Genomic DNA, 20,382 nt, shown 5'->3' with positions numbered 1-20,382 from the left:
CTTTTAGATCGAGGCGCGGAAAATTTTGTCGATGTTGCCGCCCAGTGCCGCATTGAACTCGGCGTCTGATTGCTGTTTTGACAGGCCTTCGGTCAGCGCACGCGAGAAGGATGCAATCATCTTGCCGTTCTGGTTCAGCAGATCGCAGGCTTGCTCGGTCGAATAACCACCAGACAAGGCTACAACGCGGACAACGCGTGGGTGGTCCGCTACTTCGTCAAACAAGTTAGCTTTGGTGGGCAGCGTCAGCTTCAGCATGATGTCCTGCCCCTCGTCCAATTGATCGAGATTCTTCAGGATTTCGGTCTTCAGAATATCCTCGGCCTCGGCCTTGGTGGCCGAGTTGATGTTTACTTCGGGTTCGACGATCGGAACCATGCCCGCGGCAACAACCTCGCGCGCGACATCGAATTGCTGTGCAACCACAGCTGCGATGCCTTCCGCGTTGGCCTCATGGATCACCGACCGTTCTTTTGTGCCAAACACGCCTTCCGCTTTGGCCAGCGTTTCCGCCAGCCCAGGGATAGGTTTCATCATCTGAACACCGTTGGCTTGATCTTCCAGACCTTTGTCGATTTTCAGGAACGGTACAATACCTTTCTGCGACCACAGGTAATCAGCAACTTTGCGGCCATCGATTTCCTCGCCCAGGGTGCGTTCAAACAGGATCGCACCGATCACTTTGTCCTTGGTAAAGTCGTCAGCCAGAATGATGCGAGCGCGCATTTTCTGGATTTCACCGAACATCTCTTCGTCTGAGTTATACTCAGTAGCCTCTACCCCATAAAGCGCCAGCGCTTTGGGTGTCGAGCCGCCACTTTGATCCAGGGCTGCAATGAAACCCGCGCCGTTGGACATCTGCTCGCGCTGTTCTGCTTTGGACATAAGACTTTCCCGTTCAATAATGATTCCGCGTTTTTCCATCGCATACAGCAAGGCGCAAGGCGATGGTAGTTTGTTAGCGCTCAACCACGCGCAACCATATCCCTTCCTTCGACCGCACCGTCAGATGTGCCTCCGGAATGGGAATGCGCCCTTCTACCACCTCGAACCGGAAGTGCCGTAGCAGCATCGACAATAACAGAGGCCCCTCGACCATGGCGAACCCGGCGCCGGTACAAACACGGGGCCCTGCAGAAAACGGAATGAATGCCTGCCGCTGACAGGTCTTGCCGTTTTCGGTGCTCCAACGGGTCGGATCGAACTCGTCAGGACGGTTCCAAAGGCGTTCCTGCCGGTGTAGGTGCCATGGACTTACGACAATCTGCGATCCACGGGCCACATCCCTACCCCGGAACTGTTCCGGACAGGTCGCTTCGCGCACCATCATCGGTACGGGTGGGTAAAGGCGCAGCGCTTCGCGAAACACATCCCGGCTAAGCCGCAGCTTGGACACGGTGCCAAAATCGGGATCATCCAAAACCTGCGCCTCAGCGCTCAGCTTTTCCTGCCAGTCGGGGTAAAGCGCCATCAGGTACATGGTCCAGGCCAACGCCGATGCGCTGGTTTCGTGCCCTGCCAGAAAAAAGATGGCAACCTGATCGACCATTTCTTGGGTGTCAAAGCACTGCCCGGTTTCGGGATCGGGCGTGGTCATGATCTTGGTGGCAAGATCGTCGGGTGCCTCCCCCTCGGCGATCAGCCTGGCTCGTTCTGCCGTCAGACCCGTGATCAACGCGCGAATAGCCTTGGCATTCCGCCGCGTATTCCGTGCGTGCAAGCGCGGCACCCAACGCGGCAAGGGAACAAACGCCGCCAGATTCAACAAGGGTTGCTGCCGCTGATAGGCCCGAAACTTCTCGAACACTTGCGCGGCCACCTCATGTTCGATCGGAACCGAGAACAAGGTTCGGAAAATCACATCCGCCGCAGCGTGGCTGGTGAGTTCCTCGCATTCGATCATCTGCCCCGCCTGCCCTCGCAACCGTGCAACGCACGCTTCGGCGGCCTGCAGCATGGCCGGAAAGGTATCCTTCAACCGACCACCCTCAAAGGCCGGGTCGATGATCCGTCGCTGCCGTTTCCACGTCTCTCCATTGGTCAGAAAGACCGAGTCACCCAGCAGCGGCCGCAACCCCTCGCTGATACGACCGGATTTGGGAAATTCATCGGGACGTTTCCTGAGAACCGTATCCACAAGCTCGGGCTGGTTGATCATGTAGGACCGGAAGAACGGCGTGCGAAATTCGGCCATCCACGCGCGATAGAGCCGCTGTGGCTGCGCCGACAGCAAATCCTTGCGGAACAGTTTCAGGTACCGCCATAGCGAAACCTTGTCCGGGCGGGGTTTTGGCTTTGGCGGCTTCATATACGTACCGACCTGTATTTCGAGACTGATTGTTCGATGCGCGATTTCGACGGAACGCGGCCATCAAACCTCTGTCCCAAAGTCAAAGGACCTGCAGTAATGCGGAAATAGTCGTACTCTTTGGGGCGATCGAACGCGCAAAGATACTGGAAATGCAGCCGGAAAAAGCGCCAGCGCAGCTCTTGCCAGCGTTCCGGCGACAAGGTTTGCGTAAAGGCGGCTGAAAGAACCAAAGGCCAACGTTTCTGGTCGGTTGCAACACCGCTGACACCCACCGGATCACAGAGGGCAAACGCGCAGCCGTCGCCCGGCGCAGACACGTCGACCCAGGTGATGCCTGGTTGTTCGGACAGGAATTGCAGATCAGTGCGCAGGTCTTCGGCTTCGGGCAGAAACGAAACCATGGGCACCACTTGCCCCAATGTGAGGAAGGACAATGCCGGCCCAGTATCAAACATCCCGCCTTCGCGGATCAGATCGGCCAGAACCATCACCCCAAGATGCGCGCCCGAGGAATGACCGACAACCAGAACCTCATCCACATCCGCCTCAAGTGCGTTCCGAATATGTGCGCCAAACCCGCCCAAGCGGGCCTTCAGTTCGGCTGGAACCGCCCCTTTCTGCGCTGCCGAATAGGCGTAGTCATGCATCAGGTAATAGGCAAACAGGCGGTTGTCGATTTTTCGGAACCATTGCAGCAAGGCATATGCCGCCGCAACTGCTGGCACCAAGGCCAGCCACCCCGCAATGGCCCATAGTAGTGCGGTCATTGCCCAGAGTACGAGAAACGCCAAAGCCAACTGCACAATCAGCATCCCAACGGGATAAAGCGCGGCGATCACCGGCCCCTTCCGCAGCCGCATAAGGCGCCACAATGTACCTGATCCGATATAAGTCCATGCTGTGCGCAAAAGCTGCACATAGGTCGCAGGGATCGAGTTTGACATGCTCTCGCGCACGATATCCGACCAGACCAGAACGTCGATATCCGCCTCGATGTCCGCGCCGTCCTGATGTGATCGGACATGCCAACCGTATGGTTCTTCACCGGACTTTGGAGAAATCGAAATCTCATAACCGGAAATCTCGGCCTGAGCCCGACTTTCCTTGCGGTACAGCTCACGATATCGGCGTGGGTGAATCGGATCATAGCCGGGGATATAAAACACCCGACGCCTGCATACCCGAGGCTGATTTGTGTGACCGCTCATGCCCTTACCTTCTGCGGCGCAGGTTAGCGCAGCCTTACCGCCAAGGTAAGTCGGGTCAACACATCACCCGAAATTGGCCAGCGCCGGGAAGGTCTCCAGCAGCCACCAGCTGAATTCGGTGAACAGGCCGGTGATCAGCATAATGCCGACGAACAAAAGCAAACCACCCATGACCTTCTCGATCGTACCCATATGGGGCTTGATCCGGTTCATGACCGACATCGACCGGTTCAGGAACATGGCCGCCAGCAGGAACGGAATCCCCAGCCCTGCGGCATAAACACCCAGCAGCAGAGTTCCCCGCGCAACCGAGGCCTCTGACGCCGCCAGCGACAGGATTGCGCCGAGCTGAGGCCCGATGCACGGAGTCCAGCCAAATGCAAAGGCCAGACCCAGAATATAGGCACCAAAGACCGAGCCACCTGAGTCGCCCGCGTCGATCCGCGCCTCGCGATCCAGGAAGGGAATGCGGAACACGTTCAGGAAATGCAGGCCAAAGATGATCACGACCGCGCCGGACAACTTGGCAAACAGAACCTGGTTCTGCAGCACAAACGCCCCAAAGGCCGAAGCCGTGAACCCAAGCAGCAGGAACACTGTCGACAGGCCCAGAACAAAGAACAACGCGGAAAGGGTCGCCTTGCGCCGCGCCGCTGCCTCATCCTGCATCTCGTTGATCGTCACGCCGCTCATGTACGCCAGATAGGGCGGCACGATGGGCAACACGCAGGGCGACAGAAAGCTGATCAGCCCACCCAGCATCGCGATGAACATGGCAGGCAGCAAGCCCGCGTCGATGATATCAATTCCGAACATGGATCAGCACATAGGGTATCAAACCGGCCACGTCACGGGGCCATTCGGTCACATCCCCGTGCATGGGCGCTGGACAGTCCGGCAAAGTGGAAATATCTGACCCTCATGTCAAATCCCACCGAAACGCTGGACGCGCTGGGTCTTTTGTGTCCCTTGCCCGTCCTGAAAGCCAGAAAACGCCTTAAATCCATGCCCTCAGGGGCTGTTTTGCGCATTATGGCCGACGATCCGGCCGCCATCATCGACGTTCCGCATTTCTGCGCCGAAAGCGGGCACCAGTTGTTGTCGCAAGAGGACGTGGACGGGCATCAGGTGTATCTCATTCAAAAAGCCGGCTGAGGCAAAAGTTCAGGGGAGCCTCACGTTCCGAAACTTCGGCCCACCGATTAGATTGGAATCTTTTCCTGCAGGAATTCGACCTAGTTCTTTGCATCTTCCTTCCATTTTGACGCGAACTTGTCGTTTCAAACTTTCGCGTATTTTGTCAGGAATACAAAGTCGGCTTGCGTGACGATCTCTCCCTTCCGATCCCCAATTGGAATTTTGAATTCCACATCGTCGGTGTACGCCGATTGCCGTGCAGGGTTTTCAGCTTCCCCATAGACCTCATCCAGCAACGACATCTGGAAGTCCTCGCGCGCCATGCGTGCCTCCATAGCGCATTGGCGGGAAGCCAAAAAAGTCTGAGCGTTCTCAAGCTCATCCTCGAGTTTATTCCGCTCATGAAACAGTTTATTGAAGTGAGCGTAAGCATCCTTGAGGCTCCGCTGGTTCTGCTTGACCTTTTGCGTTGTGTGACCCTGCAAATACGCCATTACACGCTCGCTCCATTACTAATTCGAAATCTCCTGCAACCCACAGAACAATAAAAAGAAAACGCGTCGACGTAAGCCAACGCGTTCTCGAAGATTATTGCGTGGGTAACCCCACTGACGGCTTTCTTACTGCCCCAAAGACCACCAGCCACGCCGTTTCGGTTTGGCCGGTTCGCCGGGCTGTTCGGGCTCTTCCGCGACAACTTCAAGCACGGGTTCGGGGGTCTCCTCGACCACTTCTTCCACTTCCACCGCGGTTTCGATCTCTAACGTTTCCACATTTTCAGAAACGGTTTCAGACACCTCTTCCGTTGCTGGTTCGCTTGTCTCCTGAGGTTCAGGTTCCGGGACTTCTTCCGCAGCCGGCTCCGCCGTGGCCGCAACCGGTTCGGGTTCTTCGCTCACCTGTTCCGCTTCGGGTTCAGTCACCGGCTCGCCTTCAGGCGCGACGGCTTCCTCTGCCGCCTCAACTTCGGCCTCTGCTGGGCTTTCTTCGACCGCTTCCACAGGTTCCGCGTCCTTCTTCTTGCGGCGCGGAGCCCGGCGACGTTTGGGTTTTTCCGGCTTCTCTTCCTGAACGGCCTCTTCCGCCTCGGGTTCGGACGCGGATTCATCCGCCGCCTCAGCTGAGGCCTCTTCCTCAATCCCGGTGTCGGTCTCGGAGCCTTCTCCGCCAGCATTGCTCTTCTTGCGGCGACGACGGCGACGCTTGCGTTTGGGCTTGGATTCTTCCTCGGCCTGAACGGTTTCTTCGACGACAGCCTCTTCTTCGTCCGCGTCCACCAAATCCATCAACGAGGCGTCCACCGACACAACCGGCGCACTGGCCTCGGGCACAACACGGCTGGCGGTCTTGAACTTCTCCATCGAGAAATCGGGGCTGACGAGGTGCACATCACCTTCGACCCGGACCGAAAGTCCATAGCGCGCTTCGATCTGCGCGATATGCTCGCGCTTCTGGTTCATCAGGAAGTTGGCAATGCTGACCGGGCAGCGCACCAGAACTTCGCGCGAGCGGCGGCGGGTGCCCTCTTCTTCGATCTGTCGCAGGATCGACAGTGCCATATTGTCATCCGAACGGATCAGACCGGTACCATGACAGGCCGGGCAAGGCTGCGTGGTCGCTTCAAGCATACCTGGACGCAGGCGCTGACGGCTCATCTCCATCAAGCCAAAGCCGGAAATCCGGCCGACCTGAATTCGCGCGCGGTCGGTCTTGAGCTTATCCTTCAAACGCTTTTCGACGGCTGCGTTGTTCTTGCGCTCGTCCATATCGATGAAATCGATCACGATCAGACCGGCCAAGTCACGCAGACGCAATTGGCGGGCTACCTCTTCAGCGGCCTCAAGGTTGGTCTTGAGCGCGGTTTCCTCGATCGAGCCTTCTTTCGTCGCCCGACCCGAGTTCACGTCGATCGCCACCAGCGCCTCAGTGACGCCGATCACGATGTAGCCGCCGGATTTAAGCTGCACCGTCGGGTTGAACATACCGGTCAGGTAGCTCTCAACCTGATAGCGCGCGAACAGAGGCAGCGCGTCCTCATACCGTCTCACGTTCTTGGCGTGGGACGGCATGATCATCTTCATGAAGTCCTTGGCGATACGGTAACCGCCTTCGCCCTCGACCAGAACCTCGTCAATCTCGCGATTATACAGGTCGCGGATCGAGCGTTTGATCAGGTCGCCCTCTTCATAAATCTTGGCGGGCGCAATGGATTTCAGCGTCAGTTCGCGGATCTGCTCCCACATGCGCTGCAGGTATTCATAATCGCGCTTGATCTCGGATTTGGTGCGCTTGGCACCGGCTGTTCTAATGATCAGGCCTGCACCGCTTGGAACGTCGATTTCCGAGGCGATTTCCTTCAGCTTCTTACGATCCGGCGCATTGGTGATCTTGCGGCTGATCCCGCCCCCGCGTGCGGTGTTGGGCATCAGAACGCAGTAGCGACCAGCCAGCGACAGATAAGTGGTCAGCGCTGCACCTTTGTTGCCGCGCTCCTCCTTGACGACCTGCACCAGCAGAACCTGACGCACCTTGATGACTTCCTGAATCTTGTAGCGGCGCGGACGCGGCTTGCGCGGCGGGCGAATGTCCTCGATGTCATCCTCATCGGCCACCGACTCGATGCTGTCATCCTTGGCGGTCGCGTCCGGGCGAGACTCTACTTCCGCCTCGTCGTCGTCAGCCTCAGTTTTGCTTTCGTCCGCTGCGACTTCGTCAGCCGCTGCTTCCTCGGCAACGTCCACATCATCTGCGGCACTCTCGGCATCAGCGTCGGCAGATGCCCCAACCACTTCACCTTGAGACTCTTCGGCTTCCGCAGACGCTTCTTCCGACGTGCCAGTCACGTCTTCCTCAGCCTCGGCAGAGGGTTCTTCCGCAACCTCAACTTCCACAGCAGGAGCTTCGGCTTCTTCCGACACCTCCGCTTCATCAACAGGCTCTTCAACCGGCGTCTCAGCGACATGGTCCATCGGAGAGGTGCCTTCGGGAACCGTCAGATCAGCGCCCTCTTCACCTTCATCCAGGTCGATTGTTTCCATGCCCGACGGTTCGGAGGAAACTTCAATTGTTTCGACCGGATCGTCGGATTTCACGTCCGCCGCCTTGGTGCGCGACCGCGAGCGGCGCTTCCTGGGCTTGCTCTCTTCGGCTTCATCCCGCGCCTTCATCGCCTCGGCATAGGCGCGCTCTTCTTCCATGAGCGCTTCGCGGTCGGCGACAGGGATCTGGTAGTAATCCGGGTGAATTTCCGAGAACGCGAGGAAACCGTGCCGGTTCCCGCCATAATCAACAAAAGCCGCCTGCAGCGACGGTTCGACCCGTGTTACTTTTGCAAGATAGATGTTGCCGGCAAGCTGGCGTTTGTTTTCGGATTCAAAGTCGAACTCCTCAACCTTGTTTCCGTCGACCACCACAACGCGGGTTTCCTCCGCGTGGGTGGCATCGATAAGCATTTTCTTAGCCATGTGTCCTTGGTGCACCGCGCCAAACGCGTTGTCCTGGCCCGTCCGGGAGGACAGGCGCTTTTGGGGTGGTGTCTTGTCAGGGCGATATCGGACGGCGCGCGGCAGGGTTTGGCGCTGTGGCCCCCTGCCCGTATATTCGTTCGTTGCGCGCGCGTCATCGCGGTTCTTCTCCGACAGGCGCGGTTTGCCGCGACCTGCCCATTTATTCCTTTTGCCCGAAAAAACGGGCTCAGGCGTTCATCTGCCCCAATCTGGGGCACAATCGGTCTGCTTTGCCTCGTGGGATTGTCACCATCCGCGGCAAAGCAGCGAAACTCAAAGATTCGGGGCTTAGGGGCACAAAAAGGCCCGGCCCGTTCGGACACAATAAAAGCAGTCCTGTGGAAAAGACAATGGGCAAACTGCATCAGAGGTCCTGAACACTGCTCAGGATCTCTTTATCTGGTAAAATATTTTCCCGGGGGAGCGCCAGAAGGGCGGCGGGGGCAGAGCCCCCTGCCTGATCACAGATAATCCGAACGCTGCAGACCGTATTTAGCCATCTTTTCGTTCAGCGTTCGCCGCGGCAAACACAGTTCATCCATCACCGAGGCAATCGAGCCCTTGTGACGGCGCATCGTGTTATCAATCAGCATCCGCTCGAACGCTTCGACATATTCCTTGAGCGGTTTGCCCTCGGTCGTCATCACCGGCTGCATTTCCTCGTGATCCGACATCAGCAGCGACGCAATCGTGCCCGAGCCGCGGCGCGACTGTAGCACGGCGCGTTCTGCGATGTTGATCAACTGGCGTACATTGCCCGGCCACGGGGCCTGCAACAGTTGCGCAGCTTCCTGAGCACTGACCTGAGGCGCATCACATCCGTATTCCTCGGCAAACTGCTCGCTGAGACGGGTGAACAGCGTCAGGATATCCTCGCCCCGCTGGCGCAGGGGCGGCATGGTGATCCGCAGCGCGGCCAGGCGATAGAACAGGTCCGGGCGTAGTACGTCTTCGCTGGTCTTTCCGGCCTCTTGCAGGTTGGAAATCGCAACGATCCGCGTTTCCGCCGGCGTGCCCTGATCATTCATGACACTCAGCAAGCGGGCCTGAAGCGTGTCACTCAGCGCCTCGACATCCTCCAGAACCAGCGTCCCCCCGCGCGCCTCTTCAATGGCGGGCAACTGCGTATCCTCGGGCATCATCGGGCCAAAGAGGCGTTTCGACAGAACGTCTTCCTCAAGCGCCGCGCAGGACACCAGAACGAATTTCTTGCCTGCCCGGCTGCCAACCGCGTGCAGCGCGTGCGCGACCAGCGTTTTACCGGTGCCCGTTTCACCATCAATCAGGACATGACCGTCCGCTTGCCCCAGGTCCAGGATATCCTCGCGCAGACGCTCCATCACCGGGCTGGCGCCGATCAGCTTGTTCATTATCTGCGTGCCACCTGACAGCTCGCGCCGCAGTGCCCGGTTGTCCAGTGTCAGACGGCGGGCATTGCTGGCGCGCTTGGCCAGTTCGGACATCCGATCCGGGTTAAATGGTTTTTCAAGGAAATCGAACGCGCCCACGCGCATCGCCTCAACCGCCATGGGCACGTCACCGTGACCGGTGATCATGATGACCGGCAACGTACTGTCGGCGCCCATAAGCTTTTTCAGGAGCTGAATGCCGTCCATGCCGGGCATTTTGATATCCGAGATCACGATACCCGGATAATCCGGCCCCAACACTTTCAGCGCGTCCTCGGCGCTGGAAAAGGTCTCGGTGTCATATCCCGACAGTGCCAGCCACTGGCTGATCGACTGGCGCATGTCCTGTTCGTCATCCACAATGGCGATTTTCATGGCCTGTGCCATAGTAATTCCTTTGTTATTCAGCGGCCTCGAGGCCGTCGCTTCCCAGTATCGGCAGCTGCATCTCAAACACCGCGCCACCGTGCTGGCTGTTGCGGGCGGTCAACCGCCCCCCATGGTCGTTTACGATACCCGAAGATATGGCAAGTCCCAAACCGACCCCGTCTCCGGGCTGCTTTGTTGTATAAAACGGCTCGAACAGGTTCTCGATGTCCTCGATACCATAGCCGTTGTCACGGACTGTCAGCACCGCCATATCGCCTGCTGCCAGAATGATTTCCACATCCGGCTCTGATACTGATTTGGTGGCGTCAAGCGCATTGCGCAAGAGGTTCACCATCACCTGTTCAATCCGCATCCTGTCCCCCATCACAATGACAGGTTCCTCGGGCAAAATCTGTGTGATCTTCACATGCCGCTGACGCAGTTGCGGTTCCATCATCGACAGGGACGAGGCCAGCGCTTCGCCAAGATTTACGGGCGAAAACGCATCCGCTCCCTTACGCGCGTAGGATTTAAGTTGCCGGGTGATCGCGCCCATCCGCTCGATCAAACCGTCGATGCGGCCAAAGCTGGCCAATGCCTCTTCGGGTCGGTTTCGGCGCAGCAGCAAACGCGCGCCGGCCAGATAGGTTTTCATTGCAGCCAGCGGTTGATTCAACTCGTGACTGACGGCGGCTGACATCTCGCCCAACGCGGCCAGTTTCGAGCTTTGTGCCAGCGTCTGCTCGGCAACTTCCAGCGTCTTTTCAACCCTTTCGCGCTCAGCGATTTCCCGCTGCAGCCTTGCATTCAATGCGCGAAGCTCTGCCGACTCGCGCTGGAACAAGGCCATCCGTAGCGTTGCCCTTCGGCTGAGTGCGTAGAAGGCCAGTGCCAACAGAATCGCAAAGCCCATGATCTCAAGCGCGAGAACGCTGTTTACCTTTTCACGGATCGAAGCGTAGGTCGTGAAGGACGTCATCTGCCAGCCACGGAACGGTATGCGTGTTTCCATCCGCATCACAGCCTCGCCCTGCAGATAGGCATCGGGCGGTAGAGCAGTCCAATCCGCCGTGGCGCGGATCGCGCGTTGAATTGCACCTTCCGGAGGTTGCCGCAACATGGCTGAGTTTTCGTCCAGCCCGCGCCACTGTGGTTCGGTCGACAGGATGATCGCCCCGGTGCTGTCGGTGACCATCACAGCATCGGAAATACCGGCCCACGCAAGCTCGAACTTGTGCAGATCGACCTCGACAACAATCACGCCAAGGTTATCGGCATTGGCATCGATCCGGCGCGAGTAGACAAAACTGTAGCCGCCGGATTCCTTCGGAATAACGGTAAAGATCGTGGCGTTAGAACGTACCGCATCAATAAAATAGGGCGAACTGCGGTGCGCTTCACCCAAACGGTTGCGATCGGTGGACGCGACCAGCCGCCCGTCCCCATCCAACAGCATCAGGGACGCTGCCCCGATCTCTTCGACAAATGAGATCAGGCGTTGTGTAGACAGCGAAAAGTCACCGGATTGCAGCGCCGAGATCAACGCCGGATCACGCGACAGCAGTTGCGGTACAATCGCGTTTCTGCGCAGTTCGCTCAGCAGGTTACCGGAATACAGCGCAAGGCGCACCTCGGCCCGGTTGCGAGTTGACTCAGTGAATCTGTCCGTCAGCAGACGGTTCGTGATCCATATCGTCGCGAAGGCAGCGACCAACAAGGCGATCACAGCAAGCCGCAGGCGCCACCCAAGGGGCGCGCCGCGGAACGGTTTTGTCAGGTTGGACCAGCCGGAACGAAGATCGGAGCTCATCCCGGAAAATTACGCGGGGTTCGGCACAACCTCAAGTCACGCAGGCGCGAGGACACCCGACAATGCGCGGAACAATGCCGTACCGTCGGTGCCACCATGCCCATCATCCGCTGCACGTTCCGGATGCGGCATCATACCGAGAACCCTGCGATTTTCGGACAGGATGCCGGCAATGTCCCCGACCGAGCCGTTCGGATTCTCGGTATAGGTGAATGCGATCCGGTCCTGATCCCGAAGCGCAGACAATGTCGCGTCATCGGCAAAATAGTTTCCGTCATGGTGCGCAATCGGAATTCCGATCACGTCACCCGCATTGTAGCCTTGAGTAAAGGCGCTGTCGCTGGTTTCCACCTTCAGGCCCACGGTCTTGCAGATGTATTTCAAGCCTGCGTTGCGCAACAGCGCGCCGGGCAGAATGCCGGTTTCGGTCAGAATCTGGAACCCGTTGCACACCCCCACGGCGTAACCGCCCCGGTTGGTGTGATCGACCACGGCCTTACAGATCGGTGATTGCGCGGCGATTGCACCACAGCGCAGGTAGTCGCCATATGAAAACCCGCCGGGCACGCCCACGATGTCGACGCCCTCGGGCAGCGCGGCATCCTTGTGCCAGACCATATCGACCTGAAATCCAGCCTGCTCAAAGGCCACTGCAAGGTCCCGATCACAGTTCGAACCGGGGAAAACGATGACGGCTGCGCGCATTGCGGACCCTCCTAACAGACAAAATCGGTGACCACGGCAACACCTGGCGGCGCTGGGTGGTCAAAGGCGGCAAGCTCGTCACTTACCTGGTTCAGACTTATTTTTCGCGTTACCAGCGGGCCGAGATCAACACTGCCCCCTGAAATCAGTGACAACAGCGACGGATAGCGCCAGCTTGGCATCCCGCGTGTTCCATATACGGCCAACTGGCCTGAATACAGCACGTCCATCGGGAGGGACATGTCCGAGTGCTGCCCTGTTGGCATCCCGATCTGTACCATCCGACCCAGTTTGCGCAAGGATTTCACCGCCGCGACGGTGGTGGTTTCGACCCCCAGCGCCTCGATCGCCACATGTGCCCCGCCGCCGGTGATTTCTTTCACTGCTTCAGGTGCATTGCTGGTGGCCGCATTGACCACCGCGTCAGCACCAAGGCTTTGGGCATAGGTCAGCTTGTCGTCGGCGATATCGACTACAACGACACGGGCCCCCAGCGCCTTGCCCAGCAACAGCGTGGACAGACCGACGCCACCGCCGCCAAAGATGGCCAGCCATTCGCCGCCCTGTATCTGCGCCCGACCGACCAGAGCCTGCCACGCGGTTGTTACCCGGCAACCCAGGGCAGCCGCAATTTCGGGTGCAAGCGTGTCCGGCAAGGCCGTCAGGTTGGCGTCGGCATGCGCGACAGCGATGTACTCGGCAAAGGCGCCATCACAGGTGAAACCGGGCACGACCTGATCTGCACAGATTGTCTGATGACCTTGCGCACAATCGGGACAATGACCGCAGGCCAGAATGAACGGCGCGATCACCCGATCCCCGGCTTTCCACAGAGACACACGCGCCCCAACCGCGACAACCTCGCCGCAATACTCATGCCCGAGTGTCATCGGCAAGACCACATCCGGGTCAGACCCCGACCACGCGTGCCAATCCGACCGGCAAACGCCGCAGGCCAAAACCCGGACGACAACGCCGTCCTCGGCCGGTTCGGGGTCGGGAATGGTTGTCAGCTCCAGTGGCTGACGATAGGTGATCAGACGGGCGGCCCGCATCTAGTCAGACCAGTTCGATCTCGTAGCGCTCGATGACGGTATTGGCCAACAGCTTTTCGCACATCTCGGTGATGTCCGCCTCGGTCGCGCCTTCAGCCAGTTCCAGGTCGATCACCTTGCCCTGACGCACCCCTTCGACCTGATCAAAGCCCATGGCGCCCAAAGCGTGCCGCACGGCCTCGCCCTGCGGGTCGAGGACCCCGTTCTTCAGCATCACATGCACCCGTGCTTTCATTCCTGCAACTCCAGCTGAGGGCCGTGGTTCCGGGCCCGTTCCGTTGCGCGGGGGATAGCGTGCGAAGCGGCGTTCGACAACCCTTGTCCGCATACAGTTTGACGCAGGCGAGCCGATCAGCTTCCGCCGATCAGTCCCGGGTACCGCGCATCTATGGCGTTGAATGTGCCGGTCAGCACCATTTCAACGGCCACAGCGACAAGGATAATAGCCATGACGCGGGTAATCACATTGATCATGGTCGGCCCGAAAAACCGGGAAATCGGGTCCGCGAACAGCAATCCCAGCCCCACAATGGCGCAGGCAATCAACACTGCGGACCCCAAGGTGACAATCTCGGCCCCGTCGGACAGCGTGTGGGCAAAGACAATTGTGGTCGCGATAGTGCCCGGACCGATGGTCAGAGGTATCGCCAGCGGAACAACGGCGATATTGCTTTTCTTCTTGGCCCCCTCTTCCACCGCCTGCTGATCGCCCTGTGGCCGGTCAGAGGCATTCAGCATCGACATGCCGACCCCCAGAATGATCAATCCACCGGCGATACGGAACGATGGAATATCGATGCCAAAGATGGCCAGAACCTCTTCGCCCACCAGTACGGCGATCAGGGCGACAATCACAACAGTGCCCGTTACGATCAGCGCCACTCGTTTGCGTTCCGAGGCCGAGTAGCCCTCGGTCATGCTTAGGAATATCGGGATGCCGTAAAGCGGGTTGAAGATCGCCAGCAGCGCCGCGAGGAATTTGAGAAAAACAGCCTGATCAAACAATTCGGCCATATCGGGACCACCCTGGTTGCACCTGCCCGACAATGCGAAGGACCGGACGCGCTGTCAAACCACTAGAGCAAAAGAAAAAAGCGCCGTCGGTGCAGACAGCGCTTTCAGCATTTTTTGGACCGAAATACTGCTCAGTTGATAAGCGTCGGTTTCGTCACGTTGCTTTTGGGCAAAACACCCAGACGGCGCGCAACCTCGGAATAGGCATCGGTCAGGCTGCCCAAATCGCGGCGGAACACGTCCTTGTCTAGTTTCTGGCCGGTCTCGATATCCCACAGGCGGCAACTGTCGGGGCTGATCTCATCCGCGATGATCAGTCGTTGGTAGTCGCCGTCATAGACACGGCCGATCTCGATCTTGAAATCAACCAGACGGATGCCCACGGCCAGCATTATGCCGCTCATGAAGTCATTCACCCTCAACGCGAGGCTCAGGATGTCCTCCATGTCCTGCTGGCTGGCCCAGCCAAAAGCGGCGATGTGTTCTTCGGTAACCAGAGGATCACCCAGCGCATCGTCCTTGTAGCAGTATTCCACGATCGGACGCGGCAGTTGCGTGCCCTCTGCGATGCCCAGACGTTTCGACATCGAACCGGCAGCATAGTTGCGCACGATCACTTCCAGAGGCACGATTTCACAGCTGCGCACCAGTTGTTCGCGCATGTTCAGACGGCGGATAAAATGGGTCGGCACGCCGATCTGAGCCAGCCCGTTCATGAAGAATTCACTCAGGCGGTTGTTCAGTACGCCCTTGCCGTCGATCACGTCTTTTTTCTCGGCGTTGAACGCGGTGGCGTCATCCTTGAAATACTGTACAATAGTGCCCGGTTCGGGACCTTCGTACAGAATCTTGGCCTTACCTTCATAGATTTTCTTGCGACGCGCCATAAGCGACCTTTCCACTCAGAACAGAGGGAATGAGTCCCCTCACGTTGGCGTTCTCATAGTGCAAGCCCCCCTTTCCCGCAAGTTTACTGACCCGAGGGGCTTTGACGCAGCGCAAATACCTTGCGAACAGCCGCACGTATAGTCATATCATCAGGAAAGAAGTTGTTATCCAAGAGGTCCCCAACCAATGACCACGTTTGACGAACGCGAATACGCCTTTGAAGCAAAGTTTGCGCATGACGAGGAAATGCAGTTCAAGGCACAGGCCCGCTGCAACAAGCTGCTTGGCCTTTGGGCTGCAGAGAAACTCGGCAAATCCGGCCAAGAGGCTGAAGACTACGCAAAAACCGTCGTCACAGCCGATCTGGAAGAAGCCGGGCACGAAGACGTTGTGCGCAAAGTCTCGGGCGATCTGGGTTCGCTTTCCTCGGATGACGAAATCCGCGCCAAGATGGCCGAGCTTCTTCCCGAAGCCAAAGCCCAGGTTCTCAGCGAAACGGACTAAGGCTTGTTTGACCACCTCATGATCTTCATGAGATTTATGAATTTGATTTGACGTCCCGGTCATGAGACACGGGGCGTCTCTAATAATTGTCAGGCCGATTGCGCCTTTTTTTGGAATATCCCAATGACAAATGCACTGAGCAAGCTTCTCGAAATCAAAGATGCCATTCTGGCAGACGGCGCAACAGGTACGAACCTTTTCAACATGGGTCTGCAGTCCGGTGATGCGCCCGAGCTGTGGAACGTGGACGCCCCGGACAAGATTCGCGCGTTGTATCAGGGCTCGGTCGATGCGGGCAGCGATCTGTTCCTGACCAACACATTCGGTGGCACATCGGCACGCTTGAAACTGCATGATGCGCAGAACCGTGTGGCCGAATTGAACCGCATTGGCGCGGAACTCGGCCGCGAGGTCGCCGACAAAGCCGGACGTCCTGTCGTGGTGGCTGGCTCAGTCGGTCCGACCGGTGAGATCATGGAACCTGTCGGCAGCCTTTCCCACGCCGCAGCAGTCGAGATGTTCCACGAACAGGCAGAGGCACTCAAGGTTGGCGGTGCGGATGTCCTGTGGCTGGAAACCATCAGCGCCCCGGAGGAGTTCCGCGCGGCTGCCGAGGCCTTTGCCCTGGCCGACATGCCCTGGTGCGGCACCATGAGCTTTGATACCGCCGGGCGTACCATGATGGGCGTCACCTCGGCTGAACTGGCGCAGTTGGTCGAAACCCTGCCCAATCCACCGGTTGCTTTCGGAGCCAATTGCGGCACCGGCGCCTCGGACATTCTGCGCACGGTGCTGGGCTTTGCTGCACAAGGAACCGAGCGTCCCGTGATCTCGAAAGGCAATGCCGGTATCCCGAAATATGTCGATGGCCACATCCACTATGACGGCACGCCCGAACTGATGGGTGATTACGCGGCAATGGCCCGGGATGCCGGGGCCACGATCATAGGCGGTTGCTGCGGCACCATGCCCGACCATCTGCACAAAATGCGCGAAGCACTGGACACGCGCCCGCGCGGCTCGCGCCCGACACTGGATCAGATCACCGATGCCCTGGGGCCGTTCTCCTCTGCATCGGATGGCACTGGCGACGATGGCGCACCGGAGCGTCGTACACGCCGTCGCCGCCGTGCCTGAGCTTCAGCGCCCTTCGAATTTCGGGGGGCGTTTTTCCATGAAGGCCACGACGCCTTCGGCGAAATCGCGGCTGCGGCCACAATCACCCTGCAGATGCGCCTCGATCGCCAGTTGCTGCGGCAGTGTTTTCTCATATGTCCCGCGGATCGCCTTTTTGATCGCTTCGAATCCGGCCGTGGGACCTTTGGCCAGATAAGCTGCGCGCTTGCGCCAATGGGCGTCGAACACATCGTCGGGCACGGCTTCCCAGATCAGGCCCCAGTCATCCGCTTGCCGCGCGCTGATCTTGTCGGCAAACAAGGCGGCCCCCATGGCTTTGGCAAACCCCATCTGACGCGGCATGAACCACGTACCACCTGCGTCGGGCAACAGGCCAATCCGGGCAAACGCCTGTAGGAAATAGGCGCTTTCGGTTGCAATCACCACATCTGCACTCAGCGCAAGGTTTGCCCCCGCCCCGGCGGCCGGGCCGTTGACGGCGGCAATGGTGGGAACCGGACTGTCATAGATCGTCTCCAGCATCGGCTCGTATTCATCGCGCAGCGTCCGTTCCAGATCGATCTTGCCTGTGCTGGACGCGTCGCCAAGATCCTGCCCCGAACAAAAGGCACCGCCGGATCCGGTCAGAACAATCGCCCGCGCGTGGCGGGCGGCGTGCTTCATCGCGTGCGTGACCTCAGCCCGCATCTGCGCTGTCATCGCGTTCATCTTGTCGGGACGGTTCAGGGTCACAACCGCCAAATCGTCCGTGATGTCCAACAGGATCGTTTCGTATTCCATGAACCCCTCACCAAAATTCCGTACTTTTCGAAACCCTGACTGAAATACAGGGGAAGGAAAAGCGGAACCCTGGGTCAGTCTTCAAGAATTTGGCGCAAACGCTCTTTTTCGGCTTCGGTCAGCTTGTCCTTATCACCGCTGACTTGAACCTGAGCCCGCTTGCGCAGAAAACTCCAGCCCATCGCGGCGGCAATCAGCAACATGACCGGACCGGCCAGCCACAGCATCAGGTTCGAGCCCGATGTGGTCGGTTTCAGCAACACATACTCGCCGTAACGATCCACGATGAAGGCTATTGCCTCTTCATCCGTGTCCCCCGCCACAAGACGTTCCCGCAGAAGTATCCTTAAATCGCGAGCCAGTTCGGCATTGCTTTCATCGATGCTTTCGTTGCGGCAAACCAGACAACGCAGCCCGGTGCTGAGGTCCCGCGCCCGTTGTTCCAGCGCCGGATCGTCCAGAACTTCGTCGGGCTGTACAGCAAACAGAGGCGACGCAATCAGCGTCAGGATCAGGATCAGGATCAGACGTTTCATTCCGCAGGTACTCCGCCCGCTGGCGTCTTGCGCGCACCGGCTGCTACACGGAACCGGCGGTCCGACAGGCTGAGCAACCCGCCCAGGGACATCAGGATACAGCCGCCCCAGATCCAGTTCGCCAGCGGTTTGATATAGGTCCGCATGACCCAGCCGCCATCGGCCTGCTGATCACCGATAACCACATAGAGATCGCCGAGGAACCGATAGTCTATCGCCGCTTCGGTTGTAGGCATCCGAGCGACCGGATAGTCTCGTTTTTCAGGATGAAGCGTGCCCATAGGCCGCCCGTTCTTTTCAACCACAACATCAGCCATGGTCGAGAAATAGTTCGGCCCCTGTACACGCCGGACATCATTGAGCATCAGGGTGAACTGCCCGACCTCGAACGGCTGACCGGGTTGGGCAACGCGGATGTCTTCGACCTCCCACGCAGTCAGGCCAGCAATGGCGAAAATGGTTACACCCAGACCGGTATGCGCCACAGCCTTGCCCCAGTCTGCGCCCGGCAGACGGAACAGGCGCTTGAGGCTGCGTTCTCGCCCAGTGCGACTCCACAAGTCAACGGCCGCTCCAAAGGTGATCCATGCGCCCAGGAACAGACCAACCGGCCCCAGCGCACTGCGCCCGGTCTGCATCGCCCAGACCAGCAAGGCCAGAGCCAGTGCCAGCAGGAAGGCATAGCGCAGGGAAAAAGCCGTTTTGCCAAGTTTGCCGCGTTTCCACGGAAGCATCGCGCCCACCGGCAGAGCAATGCCCAATGCGACCATGAACGGCGTGAAGGCCGAATTGAAGAACGGCGCTCCAACCGAGAGTTTGCGATCGAACGCCATCTCGGCCACCATCGGCCACATCGTCCCGACAAACACGACGAAACAGCTGACGGCCAACAGGATATTGTTCAGAATCAGCGCGCTTTCTCGGCTGACCATACCAAAGACGCCCTTGGCCTCCATCGCCTGCGCACGCGCGGCAAACAGGGTCAGAGACCCGCCGATGAAGATCACAAGAATGAACAGGATGAACACGCCGCGTTCGGGGTCATTGGCGAAAGCGTGGACCGAGGTCAACAGCCCCGATCGCACAATGAACGTACCGATCAGCGAGAAACCAAAGGCTATGATCGCAAGCAGAATGGTCCAGCTTTTCAGAGCCTCGCGCTTTTCCACCACAATGGCCGAGTGCAGCAGTGCAGCAGCCAGCAGCCACGGCATGAACGAGGCGTTCTCGACCGGGTCCCAAAACCAGAACCCGCCCCAACCAAGCTCGTAATATGCCCACCAGGATCCCAACGCGATGCCGATGGTCAGAAAAACCCACGCGGCCAGAGTCCAGGGGCGCACCCAGCGTCCCCATGCGGCGTCGACGCGTCCCTCGATAAGGGCGGCGACGGCAAAGCTGAAGGCCATGCTCAGGCCCACGTAGCCCAGGTACAGGAACGGTGGATGAAAGGCCAAACCGGGGTCCTGCAACAGTGGGTTCAGATCGCGCCCGTCAAATGGCGCCACGATCAGCCTGTCGAACGGGTTCGACGTGAACAGGATGAAGGCAAAGAACGCCACAGCAATCGCGGACTGAACCGCCAGAACCCGCGCTTTCAGTGTGGGTGGCAGGCCGCCCCCGAAGAACGCGGCCATGGCGCCGAACAACGACACGATCAGAACCCACAACAGCATCGAGCCTTCGTGGTTCCCCCATGTGCCACTGATCTTGTACAGCATCGGTTTAGCTGAATGGCTGTTTTCAACCACCACCCGCAGCGAGAAATCCGACGTCACAAACGCCCAGACCAGTGCCCAGAACGAGAACCCAACCAGCAGGAACTGCAGGATGGCCGCAGGTTCGGCAAAGGACATCCATCCGGGCCACCGTTTGGCGGCACCAATCAGCGGAACCACTGACTGCACGATGGCAACTAGAAAAGCGAGGATCAGGGCAAAGTGGCCAAGTTCTGTAATCATGGCCCCGGATATAATCCCGTTACCGGGCAAGCACCAATCACTTTCGCCCCTC

At 58.7% G+C, this 20,382-nt stretch carries 19 protein-coding genes; 3 read left to right on the top strand and 16 right to left on the bottom strand.

Annotated features, from left to right (window positions below; translation table 11 throughout):
• Positions 1-3 precede the first annotated feature (3 nt).
• The 4 genes from ACR1XY_RS05880 to ACR1XY_RS05865 all read right to left on the bottom strand — a co-directional run bounded on the left by ACR1XY_RS05880 (position 4) and on the right by ACR1XY_RS05865 (position 4,335).
• Complete coding sequence (locus ACR1XY_RS05880) at positions 4-885, bottom strand: fructose bisphosphate aldolase (protein WP_480590852.1); 882 nt, start codon at positions 883-885, stop codon at positions 4-6.
• A gap of 73 nt (positions 886-958) precedes the next feature.
• Positions 959-2,308, bottom strand: coding sequence for a cytochrome P450 (locus ACR1XY_RS05875; RefSeq protein ID WP_480590850.1), 1,350 nt, complete (start codon positions 2,306-2,308; stop codon positions 959-961).
• Positions 2,305-3,519: a hypothetical protein gene (locus tag ACR1XY_RS05870; RefSeq protein ID WP_480590848.1), complete on the bottom strand. Its 1,215-nt coding sequence runs from the start codon at positions 3,517-3,519 to the stop codon at positions 2,305-2,307. The genes ACR1XY_RS05875 and ACR1XY_RS05870 overlap by 4 nt, the downstream gene beginning before the upstream one ends.
• 63 nt (positions 3,520-3,582) lie before the next feature.
• Complete coding sequence (locus ACR1XY_RS05865; protein WP_480590846.1) at positions 3,583-4,335, bottom strand: cytochrome c biogenesis CcdA family protein; 753 nt, start codon at positions 4,333-4,335, stop codon at positions 3,583-3,585.
• Positions 4,336-4,440: 105 nt separating this feature from the next.
• On the opposite strand from ACR1XY_RS05865, the gene ACR1XY_RS05860 reads away from it, so the two are divergent.
• Positions 4,441-4,674, top strand: coding sequence for a sulfurtransferase TusA family protein (locus tag ACR1XY_RS05860; RefSeq protein WP_480590844.1), 234 nt, complete (start codon positions 4,441-4,443; stop codon positions 4,672-4,674).
• 125 nt (positions 4,675-4,799) lie between these two features.
• Here the strand turns inward: ACR1XY_RS05860 and ACR1XY_RS05855 are convergent, their stop codons facing one another.
• The 9 genes from ACR1XY_RS05855 to purC form a co-directional block, all read right to left on the bottom strand.
• Entirely contained in the window at positions 4,800-4,979 is a 180-nt protein-coding gene (locus tag ACR1XY_RS05855; protein ID WP_480590843.1) for a hypothetical protein, read from the bottom strand.
• A gap of 297 nt (positions 4,980-5,276) precedes the next feature.
• The gene (locus tag ACR1XY_RS05850; protein ID WP_480590841.1) at positions 5,277-8,120 is read right to left on the bottom strand and encodes an Rne/Rng family ribonuclease; all 2,844 of its coding nucleotides are present in this window, start codon (positions 8,118-8,120) and stop codon (positions 5,277-5,279) included.
• A gap of 503 nt (positions 8,121-8,623) precedes the next feature.
• Positions 8,624-9,958: a sigma-54-dependent transcriptional regulator gene (locus ACR1XY_RS05845; protein WP_480590839.1), complete on the bottom strand. Its 1,335-nt coding sequence runs from the start codon at positions 9,956-9,958 to the stop codon at positions 8,624-8,626.
• Positions 9,959-9,971: 13 nt separating this feature from the next.
• Positions 9,972-11,750 carry a sensor histidine kinase gene (locus ACR1XY_RS05840; protein ID WP_480590837.1) on the bottom strand — a complete coding sequence of 593 codons (1,779 nt, stop codon included), beginning with the start codon at positions 11,748-11,750 and terminating at the stop codon, positions 9,972-9,974.
• Between the two features lie 36 nt (positions 11,751-11,786).
• The gene (purQ, locus tag ACR1XY_RS05835) at positions 11,787-12,455 is read right to left on the bottom strand and encodes a phosphoribosylformylglycinamidine synthase subunit PurQ (RefSeq protein ID WP_480590835.1); all 669 of its coding nucleotides are present in this window, start codon (positions 12,453-12,455) and stop codon (positions 11,787-11,789) included.
• Positions 12,456-12,466: 11 nt separating this feature from the next.
• Positions 12,467-13,510, bottom strand: a complete 1,044-nt coding sequence (locus ACR1XY_RS05830; protein ID WP_480590834.1) for a zinc-dependent alcohol dehydrogenase family protein — start codon at positions 13,508-13,510, stop codon at positions 12,467-12,469.
• Positions 13,511-13,514: 4 nt separating this feature from the next.
• Positions 13,515-13,745, bottom strand: coding sequence for a phosphoribosylformylglycinamidine synthase subunit PurS (gene purS / locus ACR1XY_RS05825; RefSeq protein ID WP_109311572.1), 231 nt, complete (start codon positions 13,743-13,745; stop codon positions 13,515-13,517).
• Positions 13,746-13,861: 116 nt separating this feature from the next.
• Entirely contained in the window at positions 13,862-14,524 is a 663-nt protein-coding gene (locus tag ACR1XY_RS05820) for a MarC family protein (RefSeq protein WP_480590832.1), read from the bottom strand.
• A 131-nt stretch (positions 14,525-14,655) separates the two neighbouring features.
• A complete protein-coding gene (purC, locus tag ACR1XY_RS05815; protein WP_475209549.1) occupies positions 14,656-15,411 on the bottom strand; it encodes a phosphoribosylaminoimidazolesuccinocarboxamide synthase in 756 nt (251 codons plus the stop codon).
• 187 nt (positions 15,412-15,598) lie between these two features.
• Between purC and ACR1XY_RS05810 the strand changes: the two genes are divergently transcribed.
• Together ACR1XY_RS05810 and bmt are read left to right on the top strand one after the other, a co-directional pair.
• A complete protein-coding gene (locus tag ACR1XY_RS05810; protein WP_480590830.1) occupies positions 15,599-15,916 on the top strand; it encodes a DUF1476 domain-containing protein in 318 nt (105 codons plus the stop codon).
• A gap of 123 nt (positions 15,917-16,039) precedes the next feature.
• On the top strand, positions 16,040-17,053 hold the full coding sequence (gene bmt, locus ACR1XY_RS05805; RefSeq protein WP_480590828.1) for a betaine--homocysteine S-methyltransferase: 1,014 nt from the start codon (positions 16,040-16,042) through the stop codon (positions 17,051-17,053).
• A gap of 3 nt (positions 17,054-17,056) precedes the next feature.
• On the opposite strand, the gene ACR1XY_RS05800 is transcribed toward bmt, so the two are convergent.
• The 3 genes from ACR1XY_RS05800 to ACR1XY_RS05790 all read right to left on the bottom strand — a co-directional run bounded on the left by ACR1XY_RS05800 (position 17,057) and on the right by ACR1XY_RS05790 (position 20,330).
• Positions 17,057-17,833, bottom strand: a complete 777-nt coding sequence (locus tag ACR1XY_RS05800) for an enoyl-CoA hydratase-related protein (RefSeq protein ID WP_480590827.1) — start codon at positions 17,831-17,833, stop codon at positions 17,057-17,059.
• A 74-nt stretch (positions 17,834-17,907) separates the two neighbouring features.
• Positions 17,908-18,369 (bottom strand): cytochrome c-type biogenesis protein, encoded by a 462-nt coding sequence (locus ACR1XY_RS05795; protein ID WP_480590825.1) that lies wholly within the window; start codon positions 18,367-18,369, stop codon positions 17,908-17,910.
• Positions 18,366-20,330: a heme lyase CcmF/NrfE family subunit gene (locus tag ACR1XY_RS05790; RefSeq protein WP_480590823.1), complete on the bottom strand. Its 1,965-nt coding sequence runs from the start codon at positions 20,328-20,330 to the stop codon at positions 18,366-18,368. The genes ACR1XY_RS05795 and ACR1XY_RS05790 overlap by 4 nt, the downstream gene beginning before the upstream one ends.
• Between the last annotated feature and the right edge of the window lie 52 nt (positions 20,331-20,382).

This window comes from Ruegeria sp. AD11(2025), from assembly GCF_056542405.1.
Note: the sequence above shows the minus strand (reverse complement) of the source record. Positions and strands in the feature narration are given on the sequence as shown.

Coding starts and splice junctions, on each gene's coding strand:
- ACR1XY_RS05800 (WP_480590827.1), bottom strand. CDS start 17,833: ATGGAATACGAAACGATCCTGTTGGACATCACGGACGATTTGGCGGTT.
- ACR1XY_RS05855 (WP_480590843.1), bottom strand. CDS start 4,979: ATGGCGCGCGAGGACTTCCAGATGTCGTTGCTGGATGAGGTCTATGGG.
- ACR1XY_RS05875 (WP_480590850.1), bottom strand. CDS start 2,308: ATGAAGCCGCCAAAGCCAAAACCCCGCCCGGACAAGGTTTCGCTATGG.
- ACR1XY_RS05790 (WP_480590823.1), bottom strand. CDS start 20,330: ATGATTACAGAACTTGGCCACTTTGCCCTGATCCTCGCTTTTCTAGTT.
- ACR1XY_RS05820 (WP_480590832.1), bottom strand. CDS start 14,524: ATGGCCGAATTGTTTGATCAGGCTGTTTTTCTCAAATTCCTCGCGGCG.
- purQ (WP_480590835.1), bottom strand. CDS start 12,455: ATGCGCGCAGCCGTCATCGTTTTCCCCGGTTCGAACTGTGATCGGGAC.
- ACR1XY_RS05860 (WP_480590844.1), top strand. CDS start 4,441: ATGTCAAATCCCACCGAAACGCTGGACGCGCTGGGTCTTTTGTGTCCC.
- bmt (WP_480590828.1), top strand. CDS start 16,040: ATGACAAATGCACTGAGCAAGCTTCTCGAAATCAAAGATGCCATTCTG.
- ACR1XY_RS05845 (WP_480590839.1), bottom strand. CDS start 9,958: ATGGCACAGGCCATGAAAATCGCCATTGTGGATGACGAACAGGACATG.
- ACR1XY_RS05850 (WP_480590841.1), bottom strand. CDS start 8,120: ATGGCTAAGAAAATGCTTATCGATGCCACCCACGCGGAGGAAACCCGC.
- purC (WP_475209549.1), bottom strand. CDS start 15,411: ATGGCGCGTCGCAAGAAAATCTATGAAGGTAAGGCCAAGATTCTGTAC.
- ACR1XY_RS05810 (WP_480590830.1), top strand. CDS start 15,599: ATGACCACGTTTGACGAACGCGAATACGCCTTTGAAGCAAAGTTTGCG.
- ACR1XY_RS05865 (WP_480590846.1), bottom strand. CDS start 4,335: ATGTTCGGAATTGATATCATCGACGCGGGCTTGCTGCCTGCCATGTTC.
- purS (WP_109311572.1), bottom strand. CDS start 13,745: ATGAAAGCACGGGTGCATGTGATGCTGAAGAACGGGGTCCTCGACCCG.
- ACR1XY_RS05795 (WP_480590825.1), bottom strand. CDS start 18,369: ATGAAACGTCTGATCCTGATCCTGATCCTGACGCTGATTGCGTCGCCT.
- ACR1XY_RS05880 (WP_480590852.1), bottom strand. CDS start 885: ATGTCCAAAGCAGAACAGCGCGAGCAGATGTCCAACGGCGCGGGTTTC.
- ACR1XY_RS05830 (WP_480590834.1), bottom strand. CDS start 13,510: ATGCGGGCCGCCCGTCTGATCACCTATCGTCAGCCACTGGAGCTGACA.
- ACR1XY_RS05840 (WP_480590837.1), bottom strand. CDS start 11,750: ATGAGCTCCGATCTTCGTTCCGGCTGGTCCAACCTGACAAAACCGTTC.
- ACR1XY_RS05870 (WP_480590848.1), bottom strand. CDS start 3,519: ATGAGCGGTCACACAAATCAGCCTCGGGTATGCAGGCGTCGGGTGTTT.